The sequence below is a fragment of the Haloarcula sp. CBA1122 genome (assembly GCF_009741785.1).
Lineage (GTDB): Archaea > Halobacteriota > Halobacteria > Halobacteriales > Haloarculaceae > Haloarcula > Haloarcula hispanica.
Genome location: NZ_WPCB01000011.1, coordinates 74662 through 90917, shown reverse-complemented (window position 1 = coordinate 90917; position 16256 = coordinate 74662). Strand labels below are relative to the sequence as shown.

General features: G+C 58.4%; 14 protein-coding genes and 2 pseudogenes. 8 read left to right on the top strand and 8 right to left on the bottom strand.

Annotated features, from left to right (window positions below):
- A pseudogene (gene yqeB, locus GJ630_RS06650) lies at nucleotides 1-1081 on the top strand (selenium-dependent molybdenum cofactor biosynthesis protein YqeB); the annotation flags it as partial.
- Between the two features lie 17 nt (nucleotides 1082-1098).
- Here yqeB and selD read toward each other — a convergent pair.
- A complete protein-coding gene (gene selD / locus GJ630_RS06645) occupies nucleotides 1099-2139 on the bottom strand; it encodes a selenide, water dikinase SelD (protein WP_371727114.1) in 1041 nt (346 codons plus the stop codon).
- Between the two features lie 2 nt (nucleotides 2140-2141).
- On the bottom strand, nucleotides 2142-2390 hold the full coding sequence (locus GJ630_RS06640; protein ID WP_014031298.1) for a sulfurtransferase TusA family protein: 249 nt from the start codon (nucleotides 2388-2390) through the stop codon (nucleotides 2142-2144).
- A gap of 94 nt (nucleotides 2391-2484) precedes the next feature.
- Here GJ630_RS06640 and yqeC point away from each other — a divergent pair, with 94 nt between their 5' ends.
- Genes yqeC through GJ630_RS06625 form a run of 3 tightly spaced genes read left to right on the top strand, consistent with a single transcriptional unit; the run spans nucleotide 2485 to nucleotide 4341 of the window.
- Complete coding sequence (gene yqeC / locus GJ630_RS06635) at nucleotides 2485-3264, top strand: selenium cofactor biosynthesis protein YqeC (RefSeq protein ID WP_014031299.1); 780 nt, start codon at nucleotides 2485-2487, stop codon at nucleotides 3262-3264.
- 46 nt (nucleotides 3265-3310) lie between these two features.
- The gene (locus GJ630_RS06630) at nucleotides 3311-3928 is read left to right on the top strand and encodes a nucleotidyltransferase family protein (RefSeq protein ID WP_191449586.1); all 618 of its coding nucleotides are present in this window, start codon (nucleotides 3311-3313) and stop codon (nucleotides 3926-3928) included.
- 32 nt (nucleotides 3929-3960) lie between these two features.
- Nucleotides 3961-4341 carry a Rid family detoxifying hydrolase gene (locus tag GJ630_RS06625; protein ID WP_008312058.1) on the top strand — a complete coding sequence of 127 codons (381 nt, stop codon included), beginning with the start codon at nucleotides 3961-3963 and terminating at the stop codon, nucleotides 4339-4341.
- A gap of 19 nt (nucleotides 4342-4360) precedes the next feature.
- On the opposite strand, the gene GJ630_RS06620 is transcribed toward GJ630_RS06625, so the two are convergent.
- The 6 genes from GJ630_RS06620 to rdfA all read right to left on the bottom strand — a co-directional run bounded on the left by GJ630_RS06620 (nucleotide 4361) and on the right by rdfA (nucleotide 10825).
- Nucleotides 4361-5695 (bottom strand): 5'-deoxyadenosine deaminase, encoded by a 1335-nt coding sequence (locus tag GJ630_RS06620; RefSeq protein ID WP_050038400.1) that lies wholly within the window; start codon nucleotides 5693-5695, stop codon nucleotides 4361-4363.
- Between the two features lie 119 nt (nucleotides 5696-5814).
- Entirely contained in the window at nucleotides 5815-6012 is a 198-nt protein-coding gene (locus GJ630_RS20485; protein WP_146417857.1) for a 30S ribosomal protein S17, read from the bottom strand.
- A gap of 146 nt (nucleotides 6013-6158) precedes the next feature.
- Nucleotides 6159-7007: an NAD(+) synthase gene (gene nadE, locus GJ630_RS06610; protein WP_050006959.1), complete on the bottom strand. Its 849-nt coding sequence runs from the start codon at nucleotides 7005-7007 to the stop codon at nucleotides 6159-6161.
- A gap of 405 nt (nucleotides 7008-7412) precedes the next feature.
- Nucleotides 7413-8237: a hypothetical protein gene (locus GJ630_RS06605; protein WP_371727110.1), complete on the bottom strand. Its 825-nt coding sequence runs from the start codon at nucleotides 8235-8237 to the stop codon at nucleotides 7413-7415.
- Between the two features lie 153 nt (nucleotides 8238-8390).
- Complete coding sequence (locus GJ630_RS06600; RefSeq protein WP_191449584.1) at nucleotides 8391-10181, bottom strand: archaea-specific SMC-related protein; 1791 nt, start codon at nucleotides 10179-10181, stop codon at nucleotides 8391-8393.
- Entirely contained in the window at nucleotides 10178-10825 is a 648-nt protein-coding gene (gene rdfA / locus GJ630_RS06595) for a rod-determining factor RdfA (RefSeq protein ID WP_191449583.1), read from the bottom strand. The genes GJ630_RS06600 and rdfA overlap by 4 nt, the downstream gene beginning before the upstream one ends.
- A gap of 540 nt (nucleotides 10826-11365) precedes the next feature.
- Here rdfA and GJ630_RS19910 point away from each other — a divergent pair.
- The 4 genes and pseudogenes from GJ630_RS19910 to GJ630_RS06580 all read left to right on the top strand — a co-directional run.
- Nucleotides 11366-11668: a response regulator gene (locus GJ630_RS19910; RefSeq protein WP_252718735.1), complete on the top strand. Its 303-nt coding sequence runs from the start codon at nucleotides 11366-11368 to the stop codon at nucleotides 11666-11668.
- A 197-nt stretch (nucleotides 11669-11865) separates the two neighbouring features.
- A complete protein-coding gene (locus GJ630_RS06590; protein ID WP_371727107.1) occupies nucleotides 11866-14529 on the top strand; it encodes a GAF domain-containing protein in 2664 nt (887 codons plus the stop codon).
- A gap of 70 nt (nucleotides 14530-14599) precedes the next feature.
- Nucleotides 14600-14863, top strand: a complete 264-nt coding sequence (locus tag GJ630_RS06585; RefSeq protein ID WP_014031309.1) for a HalOD1 output domain-containing protein — start codon at nucleotides 14600-14602, stop codon at nucleotides 14861-14863.
- Between the two features lie 535 nt (nucleotides 14864-15398).
- Nucleotides 15399-15935, top strand: a pseudogene (locus GJ630_RS06580) (hypothetical protein); the annotation flags it as partial.
- Nucleotides 15936-16256: the final 321 nt, after the last annotated feature.

The window sequence follows — 16256 nt, the reverse complement described above, 5'->3', positions numbered from 1 at the left end:
CAGCCGTGGCAGTTGCGACGCGGAGCGGGACGTTCGACCAGGACGCCGTCGCTGCGGCGCTGGACGGCGAAGCTGGCTACGTCGGCCTCGTCGCCAGCGAGACGAAGGCCAACCACGTCCTCGACTCGCTCGCCGAGTGGGGTACGCCCGACGGGACCTCAGCCGGGTCCGAACGCCGGTGGGGCTCGACCTCGGCGGGAGCGGGCCGGCCGCCGTCGCGCTCTCGATTCTCGCCGAGGTCACCATGGACCGCCACGACGCCGCCGGTGAGCGGGCGACGCGCCTGAACCTCGACGACCTCGTCGTTGTCCGCGGCGGTGGCGACCTCGGGAGCGGCGTGGTCTACCGGCTCCAGCAGGCCGGCTTCCCGGTCATCGTCACCGAAGTCGAACAGCCGACAGTCGTCCGGCGGGCGGTCGCCTTCGGTGCGGCGCTGTACGAGGACGAGGTGACTGTTGAGGGGGTCACCGGCCAGGCAGCTTCTGATGTCAACGAGGCGCTCGAACTGCTCGCCGACGATGTCGTCCCGGTACTCGTCGACCCTGAGGCGACCGTCGCCGACGAACTCGATGCCGCGGTGCTCGTCGACGCTATCATGGCGAAAGGGAAGTTCGACACCGGCACGCGTCGAGGGGACGCCGACGTAGTTGTCGGGATGGGGCCGGATTTCGAGGCCGGTGAGGACGTGGACGCGGTCGTCGAAACGGACCGCGGGCACGAACTCGGCCGCGTGTTCTACGAGGGGACTGCGAGCGAATACGACGGCGAGCCCGGCGAACGGCGCGGCTACACTCACGAGCGGGTGCTTCGTTCCCCGGCCGACGGTAATTGGACTCCGACGGTCGCCATCGGCGACAGTGTCACAGCCGGCGACGTGGTCGGCACCGTCGACGACCGGCCGGTCGAGACCGAGATAGACGGGCTGGTTCGCGGTCTGGTCCACGGCGGCCTCGGCGTCAGCGAGGGCACAAAGCTCGGCGACGTCGACCCCCGCGGCGAGTCCGTCGACCCAGCGAAGATCTCCGACAAGGCGCTGTGCCTCGGCGGTGGCGTGCTGGAGGCGACGCTTCGGTTGCGGTAGAAGGCTCCTACTAGACGTTAGGAACGGACTTCTTCGAGGGTCAGGTCATCCAGCGTAACGCCGCTGCCGCCCGTGACACGCCCGACAGCTCGGTAGAACACGCTGGCGTCGTCGAACGCTGCTTCGACGGCGTCGGTCGCGGCCGGCGGGACAGAGACGAACAGTCCGCCGCTGGTCTCCGCGCTCTCCCCGTCAGTTAGCCCGTATCCGAAAAGCGTGGAAAGGGCGGGCGTTCCTGCGATGACCGGGAGGTGTGTCAGTTCGATACCGACGTTCGAGCGGTCGGCCATCACGCGGCTCTGGCCGGCGAGGCCGAATCCGGTGATATCGGTCGCCGCGGTCGCGTATTCACGGCACGCCAGCGTTGCGTCCCGGTTCGGGGTCGTCATCCACGCGATGGCCTCCGAAGCAATACTGTCGAGCGGGCGGTCAGCGGCGTCGGTGACTGTCTCAACGAACTGCGCGTCGGTCACGCGGGTCGCCCCCATAGCCGGCTGTGTCCCGAGCGGTTTGGTCAGGTAGAGCCGGTCGCCCGGGCTGGCCCCCTGCGAAGTGAGCAGGGCGTCTGGCCGTGCTGTCGCCGAGATGGCGCCACCGGCGAAAGGCCACGGACTCATGATTGTGTGGCCGCCGGCGATGACGCCGTCCATCGCGTCCAGTGCGTCGACCATGCCGGCGAGGATTGAGGCCGCGCTGTCGGTTAGTTCTCGTGGGAGGCCGAGGACGACCAGGCAGTCGACGTTCTCGACGGCCCCCGTGGCGAACGCGTCGCTGGCGGCGTTACAGGCCGCGACACGGCCGAAGTCGTACGGATCGTCGACGATAGGCGTGAAGAAATCCACCGTCGAGACCAGCGCGAGCTCGTCGGTAAGTTTCCGGGCGGCGGCGTCCTCGCCGACACCGAACAGCAGCGCGTCGCTGTCACCCGTGAGGCCGGCATCGGCGAGCAGCGAATCGAGATCGCTCTGGCCGACTTTGCAGGAACAGCCGTGGAGTTCCGTGTACTCCGTCAGGCGAGTCGTCTCCTCGTCTCCATCAGCCGCCGTATCGGTGCCCACACTCAGGCCTCCGATAGCGACGCCATCTCGGTCACCTGAAGTTCGAGTTCGAACTCGTCGGACTCGCCGGCGGTCTCTGCGGTCGTCACGTCGATGCCGTGAGTCGTACACATCCGCCGCAGGTTCTTTTCGGCCGGTGGGTAATCACCTCGAACGACGAGCGTCTCCCCAGGGTCGAGGTCTGAAAGCGCCTGCCGGACAATGAGCGCCGGCCGGGGACAGATTTCACCACGAACGTCTACGCGGGGCATACGGGTACGTGTGCCACTAGATCACAAAAACGCTGTCGGCGACACACGTTGTTGCCCCGGCAAGCTATTTTTGTGTGTCCCGCGGAGCGACTGTATGCATCTGGCTGCTGCGCTGGGTCTGGGTTCCAGCGCTGCTGTCGCCTTTGTCGGGGCCGGTGGGAAGAAAACCGCGATGGGACAGTTGACCGCCGAAGGAACCGACGAGGGGTACGATGTGGGTTACACGACAACGACAGCGATGCCACCGCCGCCTGACCTGCCGCTGACGCTCACTGGCCCGGACGAGTGGTGCGACGACCTCGACGAACACGAACCGCCAGTTGCCTTCGCTCGCGAGAGGGTAGCCGATCCGGCGCGAGTCGACTGGAAGGTTCGCGGATTCGACGCGAGTGTGGTGGAACAGCTATCCGAGGCTGGACTGTTCGACTGGCTGCTCGTCAAGGCTGACGGCGCACGCAAGCGCGAGTTCAAAGCGCCCGGTGCTAGGGAACCGGTCGTACCGAGGACAGCGAGCCACGTCGTTCCGGTCGCCTCAGTCGCCGCCGTCGGTGAAGTGCTGACGACGGACGTGGTCCACCGGCCGGAGCGGGTAGCGGACATCACAGGCCTCGATGTGGGCGACACCATTACGGTGGAGGCTGTCGGGACAGTGCTCACACATCCTGAGGGTGGGCTCCGAAACGCGCCAACCGAGGCGTCTGTGATACCGCTGGTCAACAAAGCGGATACCGAATCACAGCGGCGTACCGCCAGAGACGTTCTCAGCCACGCACTGTCGCAGACAGGCCGGTGTTCTCGGGGCGTGATTACGTCGTTCGCGTCGGATATCTGTGAGGTCGTCGCTGCGACGGATGTGCAGGAGGACCAGCGGTGACGAACGTCGGTGAACTACTCAGTATCGTTGTGAAACGAGGGCCACGATGAGCGGGCAGCACCGGACCGAAGTCGGTGGCGTCGTCCTCGCCGCTGGGCGGAGTTCACGGTACGAGCCGGGTAACAAACTACTGGCAACCATCGGCGGAAGGGCAGTCGTCCGACAGGTAGCCGAAACCGCATGTGAGTCACCGCTGTCGGACGTTGTCGCCGTCCTCGGATACGAGGGCGTGGCCGTCGCTGAGCCGCTAGAGGGGCTCTCAGTTTCGCTTCGTCATAACGACGATTACGCGGCCGGCCAGAGCGCGTCGGTTCGACATGGAGTCGACTATGCACAGAAATCCGGCTGGGACGCCGCCCTGTTCCTGCTGGGCGATATGCCCTTCGTCCGGGCCGAAACTATCGAGGTGCTTATCGAAGCGTACCGTACAGGGACGGCAACCGTCGTCGTTCCCGAACACGAGGGGACGCGGGGCAACCCCGTGCTATTCGACGGCTGCCACTTCGATGCGCTCGCCTCAGTCTCCGGCGACCGCGGCGGTCGGGATATCATCGAGACCACCGAGCGGACAGCGTTCATCGAGGTCGAGGACCCCGGCATCCACTGGGATATCGATACCGATGCTGACCTCGCCGAGTTCGCGGACCGCCGCGACAGCCTGTAAATTTAAGACACTGATGGTGGAAGACTCGACTGATGAAACGGACAATCAGCACGGCCGATGCACCCGATGCGGTCGGCGCGTACAGCCAGGCGACGACAAACGGCTCGCTCGTGTTCACCGCGGGCCAGATTCCGATGACGCCAGACGGCGACCTGCTGGACGACGAACCGATAGCGACGCAGGCGGAACAGGCGCTATCGAACGTCGAAGCGGTGCTAGCTTCGGAGGGACTGGAGATGAGCGACGTGTTGAAAGTGACCGTCTATCTGGACGACATCGACGATTTCGAGTCGATGAACGATACGTACGCCGGCTTTTTCGACGACGAGCCGCCGGCCCGGAGCGCGGTCGAGGTCGCAAGCCTGCCAAAGGGCGTGGGAGTCGAAATCGAAGCAATCGCGACGAGCGAGTAAGGGCACCGCCAAGGGCCACTCAGGGCTTCTGTTCCTGTGCGGACTTGCGTTCGTCTTCGAGGTCCATCTCAAGCCCCATAGTCGAGGCCTCTTCACGCACGGCGTCGGCGTCGATGGTGGTTACCTCGCCGTGTTCCATGAGCACGTTCCCGTCGACCATCGTGAAGCGGACGTCGTCGCCGTGGGCCGCAAACACTAGATGGGAGAGCACGTCGTGCAGCGGCGTCGCCCGCGTAAGGTCCGTATCCAGACCGACGATGTCGGCGCGCCACCCCTCCCGAATCGCGCCGAGTTCGTCGAAGCCGGCGGCTTTCGCGCCGTTGCGCGTCGCCATCTCGAAGATCTCGGCCGCGGGCGTCACTGTCGGGTCTAGCTGATCGACCTTCTGGAGGAGACTCGCCTGTCGCATCTCGGTGAACGCGTCGAGCGTGTTGTTACAGGGCGGTCCGTCGTTGCCGATGGCGACGTTGATACCGCGGTCACGGTAGTCCCAGATCGGCGCGATGCCGCTGGCGAGTTTCATGTTCGAGGACGGGCAGTGGGTGACGTGCGTCCCCGTTTCTGCGAGGACTTCGCGCTCGCTCTCGTCGGTCCAGACGCAGTGCGCAAGGACGACGTCCTCACCGGTGAGACCTACCTCGTCGAGCCAGTGGATGTTGCGCATCCCGGTATCCTCTTTGACCGTCTCGATTTCGCTCTGGTTCTCACTGGCGTGGGTGTGGATGCGGACGCCGTCGTATTTGTCCACGAGTTCGCGCACTCCCCGGAGACAGGCCTCGCTACAGGAGACGGCGAATCGCGGGGTGACAGCGTACCGAATCCGGTCGTTGTAGGCACCGTGATACTGCTGAATGAGCCGCTCGGACTCCTCCAGTGCGGCCTGCGTATCCTCCAGCAGCCCATCCGGCGAGCGCTGGTCCATCAGCACCTTGCCGAGCACGCCACGGATACCGATCTCGCCCGCCGCTTCGAAGGCGCGGTCCGCGTGGGCGACCGAGAGGTGGTCGATACAGGTCGTAGTCCCGCTTTCGATCATCTCCAGATAGCCCAGTTTCGCCGCGACTTCCATCTCCTCGGCGGTCAAGGAGGCCTCCATCGGCAGAATGTAGTCGAATAGCCAGTCGAGCAGTTCCGTGTCGTCGGCGATGCCACGGCCAAGGCTCTGTACGGAGTGGATGTGGCCGCCGACGAGTCCCGGCAACAGCACGTCATAGGACTGGTGTTCGTGGTTGGTGTACTGCGATTCGAGTTCGGCACGTGAACCCACAGCCTCGATACGGTCCCCGGAGACGACGACCGCCCCGTCCTGCAGAACAGTCTCAGAATCCGCAACGACAGTCCCAGTGAGTAACATACGTCCTGCAAGACGGTCTCTACATAAAGAAGGTCCTCATATCGGGACGAGCGCCGAGTGCAGACAACCCGGCCACAGACGTGTGGCATTCCGTGTGTCGCGTGTGCTTCGCAGTGGCCTCATCTTTGCGAGCCGTTCCGTGTCCGTTTTTCACGGGTGATGTATCTGGTGAGTCTGGTTTGGGTACGAAACGAATCCACGCTGGCAAGTCGCTGAACGAGACGAGTGTTTGTCTCGTACTGCTCAGTAAACAGTTCGGGGTACTCCGACAGTAGCCTGTCGCCGATGTCGATTATCTCCTGAGGGTCGGCCTGCATGGGTGTGAGAATCGCGGAGTGTGGCTGTTAACTGCTTTGCTCACAGAAATACCACGTTTGGCTCGTACTGTTGGCTGTCCCTCTTGCGAGAGATTTGTGACTCCCCGAGGGTGGCGAAATACGCCACAGACGAACAGCCGACAGTGTCAGTTATCCATCGATGGCTTTGGTGGCGTGTGTCGCTTGTGGCGCGTACTGGCACACCACTGAACCGTACGCTCAACGACAGATTCGCTGACGCCGACCTTGTCGGCAACCACCGACACGGAACAGCCTCTATCAATCGCGAAGTGGAGGACGCTGTCGAGGTCTCGCTGGTCGATACCCAGTTCCGCCGCATCAGTTGCCCCAGTGTGCTCCATTGGATGGGGTGACTGGTCGAGGAGGTCCGATGGAACCGCAAGTGCAGCAGCCAGGGCCTCGATCTCAGTTCTATAGAGGTCGCCAAACAGCGACAGGTCCACGCCGTTCTCGCCGTGTTTCGCAACGGAACCCAGCAGTCGGTCAGTCCGGGAGACAGTCCCTACAACGAGTTCGTTCCTGGTGTTTGCGACGTAGTACTTACACGCCATCCGGAAGCGTTCGCCAGCGTTTTGCATCGCCACGAGGTCGTCGGTCGGCCCCCCGGTCTCACCGACAACTCGCTGGAACGCCGTCAGCACTGGCTGCAGATTGAGCCGGTGACAGTCGATGTCAAGCAGCGACGCGACGGTTTCAGCCGTCCGAGCAGGCCCCTCGTCGCTTAGCTGTACCGGCATCACCAGTCCAGTCACGTAGTCGGCCCCGATGCCGTCGACAGCCAGCGCCGCCGCAACTGTCGATTCGATGCTGCCGTCGAGCGGAACGACCAGTCCGTTAGCCTCCGCCTCCGTGATCTTGTTCTCCAGGAACACCGGAAGGATTCCCTGTATCCGTCTGGTCGCTGCCTTCGACGTCGCCAATCCGTGGTCCTCACGCGGGAGTGTGAGCGTGTGAGGGTGCGTCGCTTTACTCACGGACTTTCTCCTCCCCCGCTACCCAAGGCACGCTCGGAGATACGACTACCGAACGCGTGCATCCAACCAGCCTAATCATACTACAACGTAGGCCACTGGTGTCGTATAACTGTTGTCGACAAACGTCATGAGTGTCTTCGGTAGCCTCGATACACCTTATACATTAACAATAGTTATAAAAAGTATATGCGGTCATCTTCCCAATATCACAATATTCTTGTGACTATAATCGGATGTGCGCTTCACTATATCCAGTATATCGTTTTATCTTTAACCCTTTGCTGAGGGGAACGGGCGCTTTCAGAGCAATTGTACTCCCCGCTCATCCCGGCCCCGCCAAACCGTGTTCTGAAAGGCAGACCGCGTACACCAGCAATAAGCCAAGACGGTTGGCATCGTGATTCATCAGGTCGTGGGTTTGGTCGTTCCCACGGTCTGCTCGGCGACGACAAGTTCCCGGTTGACGATCCGGTCGACGATTGCACTGCTGTCTAGCTGGTCCGAGACGACATCGCCGTCTGCAGCGTAGCGTCTGACTGTGTACGCATCCATCGCGTTCCGGTTCTCGGTGACAGCTTCGACGACTTCGATTCGCTCATCAGTCACGGTGTTGCGATACGTGACGCCGGGGACAAAACTGACAGTCGGGACATCAGTCGGCCAGTCCCAGGAGAACTGCTTGTGATACTGATCGAACTGCCACACGAGACGGTCGGCAGGGGCCTCTGTGTCGAGAGTATCGTTAGCCGCCGCCTGCAATGTCCGGTCCCAGTAGTCTATCACACAGGCTTTGAGATCTGCCTGAAGCTGTCCCTCGATCATCTTCTGTTCGATTGGATACTGCAGTTCGATAGCGACGATGGCCCAGCTGTCGAGATGCGTAAGACACCGCTGGCACTCCATCTCAAACACGGAGCAGCCAAGCGGCCGCTCGACCGTGAGGTGGACGAGTTCGTTCCCGCAGTTCGGACACCACAGGAACAACACGTCGTCGTGGTTGCCAGTCAGTTCCGCCAGCACAGTCAGATCGTCGAACGGCTTATCGATGTCGGCGTCCTGTGACTGCACGGACTCGCCAGTCACGGTATCGGAGGCGTCGTCCGCGTACTTCGCGATTTTACGGTCTTTTAGCAGTGTTTTGACGACCGAATCGTACGATGAGTGTGACTCCGCAGCCCGTATTCCCCTCAATTTGTTTTTCGTCCAATCTTTGACCCGTATATTTGCCACCTGGTTTGAAAAAGCCGTCTTTGTTAATAGTATTTTTGTATTATTGTCCTAAAAGTGAAATTACACCTAGGTAGATATGCTATTCTCAGACACCAGAGGCCTGCAGCTAAGGGTATCGGCGTCAGTGACGAGAACACTCCAGTTCGGTCGCTATCAGTCGGCCGAGGCCTCTTTCTCGTTCGCAACAGTCCACTGGGTCGGGTCGATCTCGCGTCCGTCGAACGCCGTGTATTCCGGGTACGCAGTAAACACCAGATACTCCGTTCCCTGCTGCAGGTACTCGATGAGGGTGTGGAGGTTGTCGTCGTCGAGCCCGCCCAGGCCGTCGACGAGCAGAAGTGGCACAGCGTCGCCGACATCGAACGACTGCCGACCGGCCAGCGCTGCCACAAAGCCGATGAGTTCGAGTTCCCCCTCGCTGAGGGCATCTAAGCTCGCTTCCTGGCCGTCGCGGGCGACCACAATATCGAAGTCAGCGGTGAGTCGAGCCGTTTCGAACCCTGTCCCGAATCGGGAGAGGATATCCTTCATCGCGGTGTCAAACGCTTCCCGTGCCTCACGCTTGATTCGGTCTTTCCGGTTTCGAAGTTCCGCGAGGTCGTCACGGACGGTTTCGAGGTCGGTTTCGAGCGTGTCGACACGGGCCGCCCTCGTTTCGAGTTGCGCCAGTTCGTCGGCGGTGTCTTCGAGTTCGGCCTCGCGGTACTTGATCTCACTTTCGACGTCCGAAAGCTCCGCCACGGCCGCATCAACGTGGTCCGAAAGCTGCTCCACGTCCGACTGAGCCTGTTCGAGCCTGTTTCTGGCTGCGTCGAGGCTCTGTTTCCGGTCGGCCAGCGTCGCCTCTAGCTCAGCGATGTCTTCCTCTAGATCGGCCTTTCGACGGCGGGCCTGGCTGATCTCCTCGCGCTGTGTTTCCAGTTCCTCGACAGTATCTCGGTAGGTCTCTTTCTGGGCCCGGAGCGCCGTGAGTTCGTTTCCGAGCGCGTCCAGTTGGTCAGCCAAGTCCGCCCGTGTCGTCTCACTGCCGCACGTCCAACAGGCGACGGTGTCACCGTCGATATCGCGCTCCACCTCGGTAAGCAGGTCAAGCCGGTCCTCGCTGAGTACCATCTCAGTGGCCGAGTACACGGACTGGAGTACCTCGGCGTCTCGCTCCACTTGCGAGAGGCTCTCGCGCGCCTCCGAGAGTTTGTCCGCGACGTCATTGTACTCCGGTATTTCGAGAGCGTCGAGAGCGTCCTGGCGCTCCGAGAGACGCTGTTCCGTCCGCTCGATACTTTGTTCGAGTCGTTCGACGCGGTTTTTCGCCTGGTTCTGTTCAGTCCGAGCTTGGCTGAGTTGGCGGCGGACCGACTCCGGACTGTCGTCGCTTCCTGCCTCACTGTCGATCGTCTCGCGTTTGGCCCGCAGGTCTTCGATCTCGTTTTCCAGCCGTGTCACTTTCTCTTGCACGCTGGGGAGCCGCTTTTTGGCCTCGCGTGCCTGCGTGAGTTCCGTTTCGATCTGTTCGCGTTCCCGTTGTAACGTCTCGATCTGCGAGTCGATGTTCTGGAAGTCCAGCGGCCGTAACAGCACGTCCTCGAGGTTTTCTCCTGTCCGGACAGCGCGACGGACTTCGTTACGCTCGTCCAGACACGCGAACAATTCAGCGCGGATCACGTCGTACTCGTCGCTGAGATACGGCTCGCCGTGTCGGACTACGGTACCGTTCTCTCGGGTAAGCGTCACGTCGTAGACACCGGTTGGCGTTTCGAGGTGCACCGCACCGCTGTCTGCGCCTTCGGTCAGTTCAGTGGAGGTGCCAAGGGCCGTCTTGACAGATTCGATGAAGCTCGATTTCCCCTGCCAGTTCGAGCCACGGACGACGTTCACTCCCGGCACTACCGTCGCCGATCCGTCAAGGATACCCGCGATTCGTTCGATTTCGATGTTCCAGGTCATGAATCGTGTGTTGACAAGTTCGCGCTCCGGTGTTGCTTGCAGACGTACCCACGTTCGAGTGCAACATCGAACGGAACACGGGTCGGACAGTCCGGGCATCCGAGTTGTATCTGGGCCTCTATCTCCGCGGTGTCACCGCCCTCGATATCACCCTTTTTCGCGAGCGAGGACAGTGCCGTTTCGGCCTTCCGTTCGACGACCGTTTTGGCCGTTGCCACGCTCTCCTGCTCCCAGTTAGTTGTCGCCTTCCTGGGCTCTTTTTCACCGTCTAAACAGTCGTTGAGGTGCGTTCGCATCGTTCCCCACGACACCATATCGTCGTGAAGCGACGCTCCCGGGATACCCGTAGCTTGCAGTCGCTCGATGAGTTCGTCCCGTCGCAAGTCGTCGTCACCACGCAACGTGTCGTAATCGCTGTCTACACGCGTGTCAAGGGTTTCACGCCCGTGTTCGGTATAGACTTGTTTAAGCAGCCGTTTGTTGAACCACGCTGTCAGCGACCGATACCCCATTTCGGTTCGGTCATCAGCGCCCGTCCAGCGTGCGAGCAGGCCATCATCAAGGGTGTCGTAGACTGGGTCTGTTGATGCCAACCCGTACTTGTCGATAACCGCGTCTACTTTGCAACCGGAGTCAACAGCCATTGTTCAGCTTTTTCTGCCTGCTCAGTAATAGTTTTTGACAGCCGGTGTACGCACAGTGTAGGTATATCCTGCAGAAAACACACCCTAAGTGTGTATTTTAGATATGGAATACAGGGTTGAACAGAGTGTGTATTTATAAATCAAGGATACTATCAAATTTACTGAATTTGGGGCACTTATACCGTAATCTGATAATTAAAGAACGTTATTATACTATAATTACACGCAGAACTAAAGTCGACTTTCCATCCATTCCTTCGATTATGGGTGTTCAGGATGTTTCACATCTGTATAATAGTATAAGCAAAAAGTGTATTTTAGAACATACAAAGTCCCGAGGTATATAATCTCCCAATAAAATTTGGAGAGGCACTAGTGTAGATCGCAGTATCCATATACATTCTAAAATATGAGCTTCCTACGCATTTGGAGGGCAGACCGGATTCCTCGCGAGAAATGGTTACTGTTACCAGACGTAGAACCGTGCAGCGTTGCAACCAAGTCAAACGTTTATACGGACTGTTGCGTAAGTAGTGTAGTATGCGGAAGTTGGCCGGTGAGACTGGACCGGCACCAACGGATAGTGGAACGGCAGCCTCGAAAATCAAGGTGTTGTTAGTCGATGACTACGGAGAGTTCCGGCGGACAACGGCGGAACTGCTGGAACACGAGAACGACCGTATCGAGGTTATCGAAGCCGCAAGCGTCGAGGATGCGCTCAGCTACTTCGGTTCCGAGTCGATCGACTGTATCGTCAGTGACTACGAGATGCCCGAAGCAGACGGGATTGAATTCGTAGAACGGTGCGACAGTCTAACGGCGACCTCCCATTTATCCTGTTGACAGGCCAAGGAAGCGAAAAACTCGCCAGCGAAGCGGTTTCAGCCGGCGTCACCGATTACTTCGTCAAGGGCGGCGGGCCAGAGCAGTACGCGGTGCTCACAAACAGGATAGAGAACGCGGTGGAATCATACCGATTCCGCCGAGAAACAGCGCGACTATCGCGGATTAATTCACTATTCAGGGAAATAAATCGCCAAGTGCTGAGGGCGTCAACAGCCGAAGAGATCCAAGAGGCTGTCTGTGAAATTCTGACCAGTTCGGATGCCTACCAGTTCGCCTGGATCGGCGAAAAAAACGAGGCAGGTGATATCGTCCCCACCGCGGGCGGTGGCGACGCACTCGAATACGTCGAAGCGATGGTCTCCCGCTATGGCCGCTCAGTTTTCGATGACGGGCCGTTCGGCCACGCGATCGAAACCGGCGAACATCAAGTAGCGTCAGATATCCGGACTGAATCGTCTGTCCAGCCCTGGCACGAGCTCGCATCGGAGTACGGGTTCCGGTCGATGATCGTTCTCCCGATCCAGTACACTGGATCAGTACAGAGTGTGATTTCGATATACGCGGACACGCCTTTCGCGTTTGACGAAGCGGAGCAGGCAGTGCTGACAGAGCTTGCGGAGATTGTCGCCGATGGCCTCCATTCAACCGCAACGCGTGCCGAACTCGAAATGCGGGAAGAAGTCCTGCGAACAATTACCGAAGTGTTCACATCGCGGGACGGGGCGCTCCGGGAACAGATAGCGGATCTCATGCAAGTCGGTCGTAGCGTGCTTGGAACCGAGTACGCGACGCTCTCTCGCGTCAACGGGATGGAATACGATTTCGAAGTGCTCCAGACACCCGACGAAACGATTTTTTCAGGCGGAACGATTCCGTTGTCGGAAACCCCCTGTGCGAAAGCTATCGGGAACGAGGAGACAATCGTGATGACAGACGTCGATGCCGAATGCGGCGACGCTGACCGAGATCAGATATGGGGCGACGAAGTCAATCGGTATCTCGGAACGCCACTCACTGTGGGTGGGAGCATATACGGGACGCTCTGTTTCTATGGGTCCGGAACGGGCGGATCAGAGTTCTCAGACTGGGACGTGACACTCGTAGACCTTCTGAGCAAGTGGATCGGAAACGAACTACAGACGCAGCGGGCTGAGATGGGTTTTACACAGTTGTACGAAACGGCGACAGATCTCTTGGGTGTGACTTCAGAGGAGGAAGCCGCTCAAATTGTCGTCTCGAGGACCCGTGATATCATCGGTCTCCCTGAGGTCGTGCTGTACGCGTTCGACAGCGATACGAACACCTTTCGCCCGCTTTCGACCACGGAGACCGAGGAGCAACAAGCTATCCCAGCAGACGGTGATAGCTTCGTGAGTTCGGCCTTTTTCACCGAGGAAACTATCGTTTGCGACGGAAACTCGACCTCGAAAGCGGGCGAGGACACGATGACTGACGGAAAGGCCGTGTTTGTCCCGCTGGGCGACCATGGAGTGCTTCGAGCGGGCGACACGATCGGCGGCGAGTTCGATACCCAGACCCGTCGAATTACCGAACTCCTGGGGGCGACGATTCGAACGGCGTTCGATAGGCTGACATACGAGACAGAACTCGAAGACAGGCAGCGCGATCTGGAGCAACAGACGGTTCAGCTCGAGCAGATGAATCGGTTGACAGAGCTGAGTCAGAAAATTCACGAGCGAGTGCTCAGGGCAGACAGTCGCTCAGAAATAGAGCAAGCGGTGTGTGACCAGTTGGTCGCGTCCGACATCTGTTCGTTTGCGTGGATCGGGGAATACGAATCCGATACCGACCGAGTCACGCCACGGACGTGGGCAGGGACCGACCGTGGCTTTCTGGAGGAATCGCGCACGCCCTCCAATGAGACACCGCCTCCACCAGCAGTCCAGACAGCCCGGACTAACGAACAGACGCTGAACAACAATATCGCGGACGGACTCAGGGGAAAAGGGTGGCAACGGCGGCTACTGGAACGTGGGTTCCAGTCAGTCGTCAGCATTCCGCTCAGCTATCAGCAACTCTCCTACGGCATCCTGACTGTGTACGCGAAAACGCCGGACGTTTTCGATCTGCCGACACAGTCAGTACTCGAGGAGGTGAGTGAAACGGTCGGATACGCCATCAACAGCATTGAGACGAAGCAGGGGCTCGTCGCAGATCGGGCTGTCGAACTCCAGCTAGAAGCAACGGAATCCGACGATATCATTCATCGGATTGCGGGCGTCGCCGATACAGAAATCACATTCGAGGGTATCGTCCCACAGGGAGATACCAGCTGTATCGTGTTTTTCAGCACTGACGCTCCACCAGATGACCTACAAGCGTGTTTGGACATTCTTCCCCGAATTGAGCGATTAGAGTGTTTAACTGACACAGAAGACACGAGCTTGTTCGAAGCAACAGTATCGGGTACACAGCTCGCACTGACAGTCGCCGAACAAGGAGGAGCCCCGCAATTAATCCAATCTGATGGGGAGACTCTGGAGATTCAGCTTGAGGTCCCACAGACGGTTGACATTCGCCAGCTCATAGCTGAATTACGGCGTTCATGTCCGGACATCGAACTCGTGGGCCGCCACAAGCGGGAACGTGGTGTCCAAACCCGTGAGTCGTTCCATTCAGAATTGACAGCACAGCTAACCCCCCGCCAATTCGAGGTCCTGCTTGCAGCCTTTTATAGCGGATTCTATCAATCACCCCGTGACAAGACCGGTCAGGAGATCGCCGATACACTCGATATATCACAGCCGACGTTCAGCCACCACCTCCGGGTAGCTGTTCGGAAGCTCCTAGAACAGTTGTTTAGCGAAGGGGGAACGACCCAGCATCTAGATAGATAGCGCCTGTTGTCTGAGTTTGCTAGTCTGATAGAGTATATGCTGATACGGGAGTGTGTTCATACAAAGAACAATGAGTCTGGAGTGGAACGAGACAGAAACTGTCTTTTGGACAAACCAGTACGAATCACCGAGTGAAGCGATTGTGACCGCTATAGCAGCTAAAGAATCCGTAACGGAAACCAGTCTCCCACCGTTGTACAACCGAATCGACCCGGACGCCCTTGATACCCTTGTCGCAGGGCAGACCAACGACGACATTCAGATTAGTTTCACATACAGTGGGTACACCGTTCGGATTCGAGACAGCGAGACCATCGAGATCACGCCGACGTAACCGGCTAGAACTTTCCTCCTGGTTCTTGACTGAGCGGATAACGAGGAACCTCCGGTAAGAGAGTATGCCATGGAGAAGATGCAGGAGAGTTCACGATGTATTATTAATAGGATGCTATGTAGTTTCTGTCTATCCTCACTGGAATTCGATAGCGTAGTACTAATATATGTATTTATACCAATATGAAAAGGTTCGGAGGTTCGCAGTAATGAAACAGAGACTTGTACCGAGCCGAACAATAACACACCGTACTGCGTTTTCACATGCAGATTTATTTTATTTATTGGAGGTCGTTGTGATTGAGTCATGTAGTACGCCAAATGATTCCGGATGTCACAAACTGAAGGATTATATACAGACTGTGGTCAGTCGGTGAAGAACGGGAGTACGACGTGCGATACAAGTAGCTATTTCTTACTCAGGAATTAGAAGGTAACGGGGGTGTAACAAAACGGTACCCCGGGTTTCGTGTATATATGTGGCTCTCGCGGCCTGAACACAAACCAATGCAGCAATCGAGGTCATGAGTGAACCGATGGTAGAGGAAGAACCAGAGCTCTCACGCGACCAAATGTTCGACATCCTCAGCAGTTCGAGGCGTCGATATACGCTTTACTATCTACGCCAACAAAAGGAGCCAGTCCAGCTAACCGACTTAGCTGAGGAGTTGGCTGCGTGGGAGAACGACACAACCGTCGAAGAACTCTCCTCGCAGGCGCGAAAGCGGGTGTACGTCTCGCTGTATCAGACCCATGCTCCGAAGCTTCAAGAGGCAGGGCTAATAACGTACGACGCCGATACGGGCGAGATAGCTCTTCGAGAGGATGCTCCGGAGGTTGAACCGTTCATTAGCAATAGTGATGATGATTCTAAATGGTATCAGTACTATGGGGCCGTAGCCCTGTTGAACGCCATTTTACTCCTCGCAGCAATTGTCGGTGTGTCGCCGCTCAGTGCAATCAGTCCATTAGTTATCGGACTAGTCGTCATTAGTTCATTTCTCGTGCTGTCCATTGCTCACGCAGTCTCCAGGCGGCGAGGGGAAAATGACAAGACCTTCGATATCGGCGAGCGTGAGCTGAACTATGCGCTGACTGAAAATACCCCCCAAGGGTATGTTATTCTTCGTCGTCGGCCGCACCGTCCGGCAGTAACTGATCGGGCGACCGTTTGTACATCGGAGTGCTCGCGAATTCCGAAATCCGTTCCATTTCGCTGTCGGAGATATGTTCCGGCATACACCGCTACGTGTAACTGTTACAGTTTAGTAATTGAGTTCATATTTGAGGTAGTCGGCTACTTCTATAGTAACAATTGAAACGATTTACACACTGATCACACTGCCGTCGTGCGAGCAGGTGTGCATTGATTTCCAATCGCTACTATAGACGCT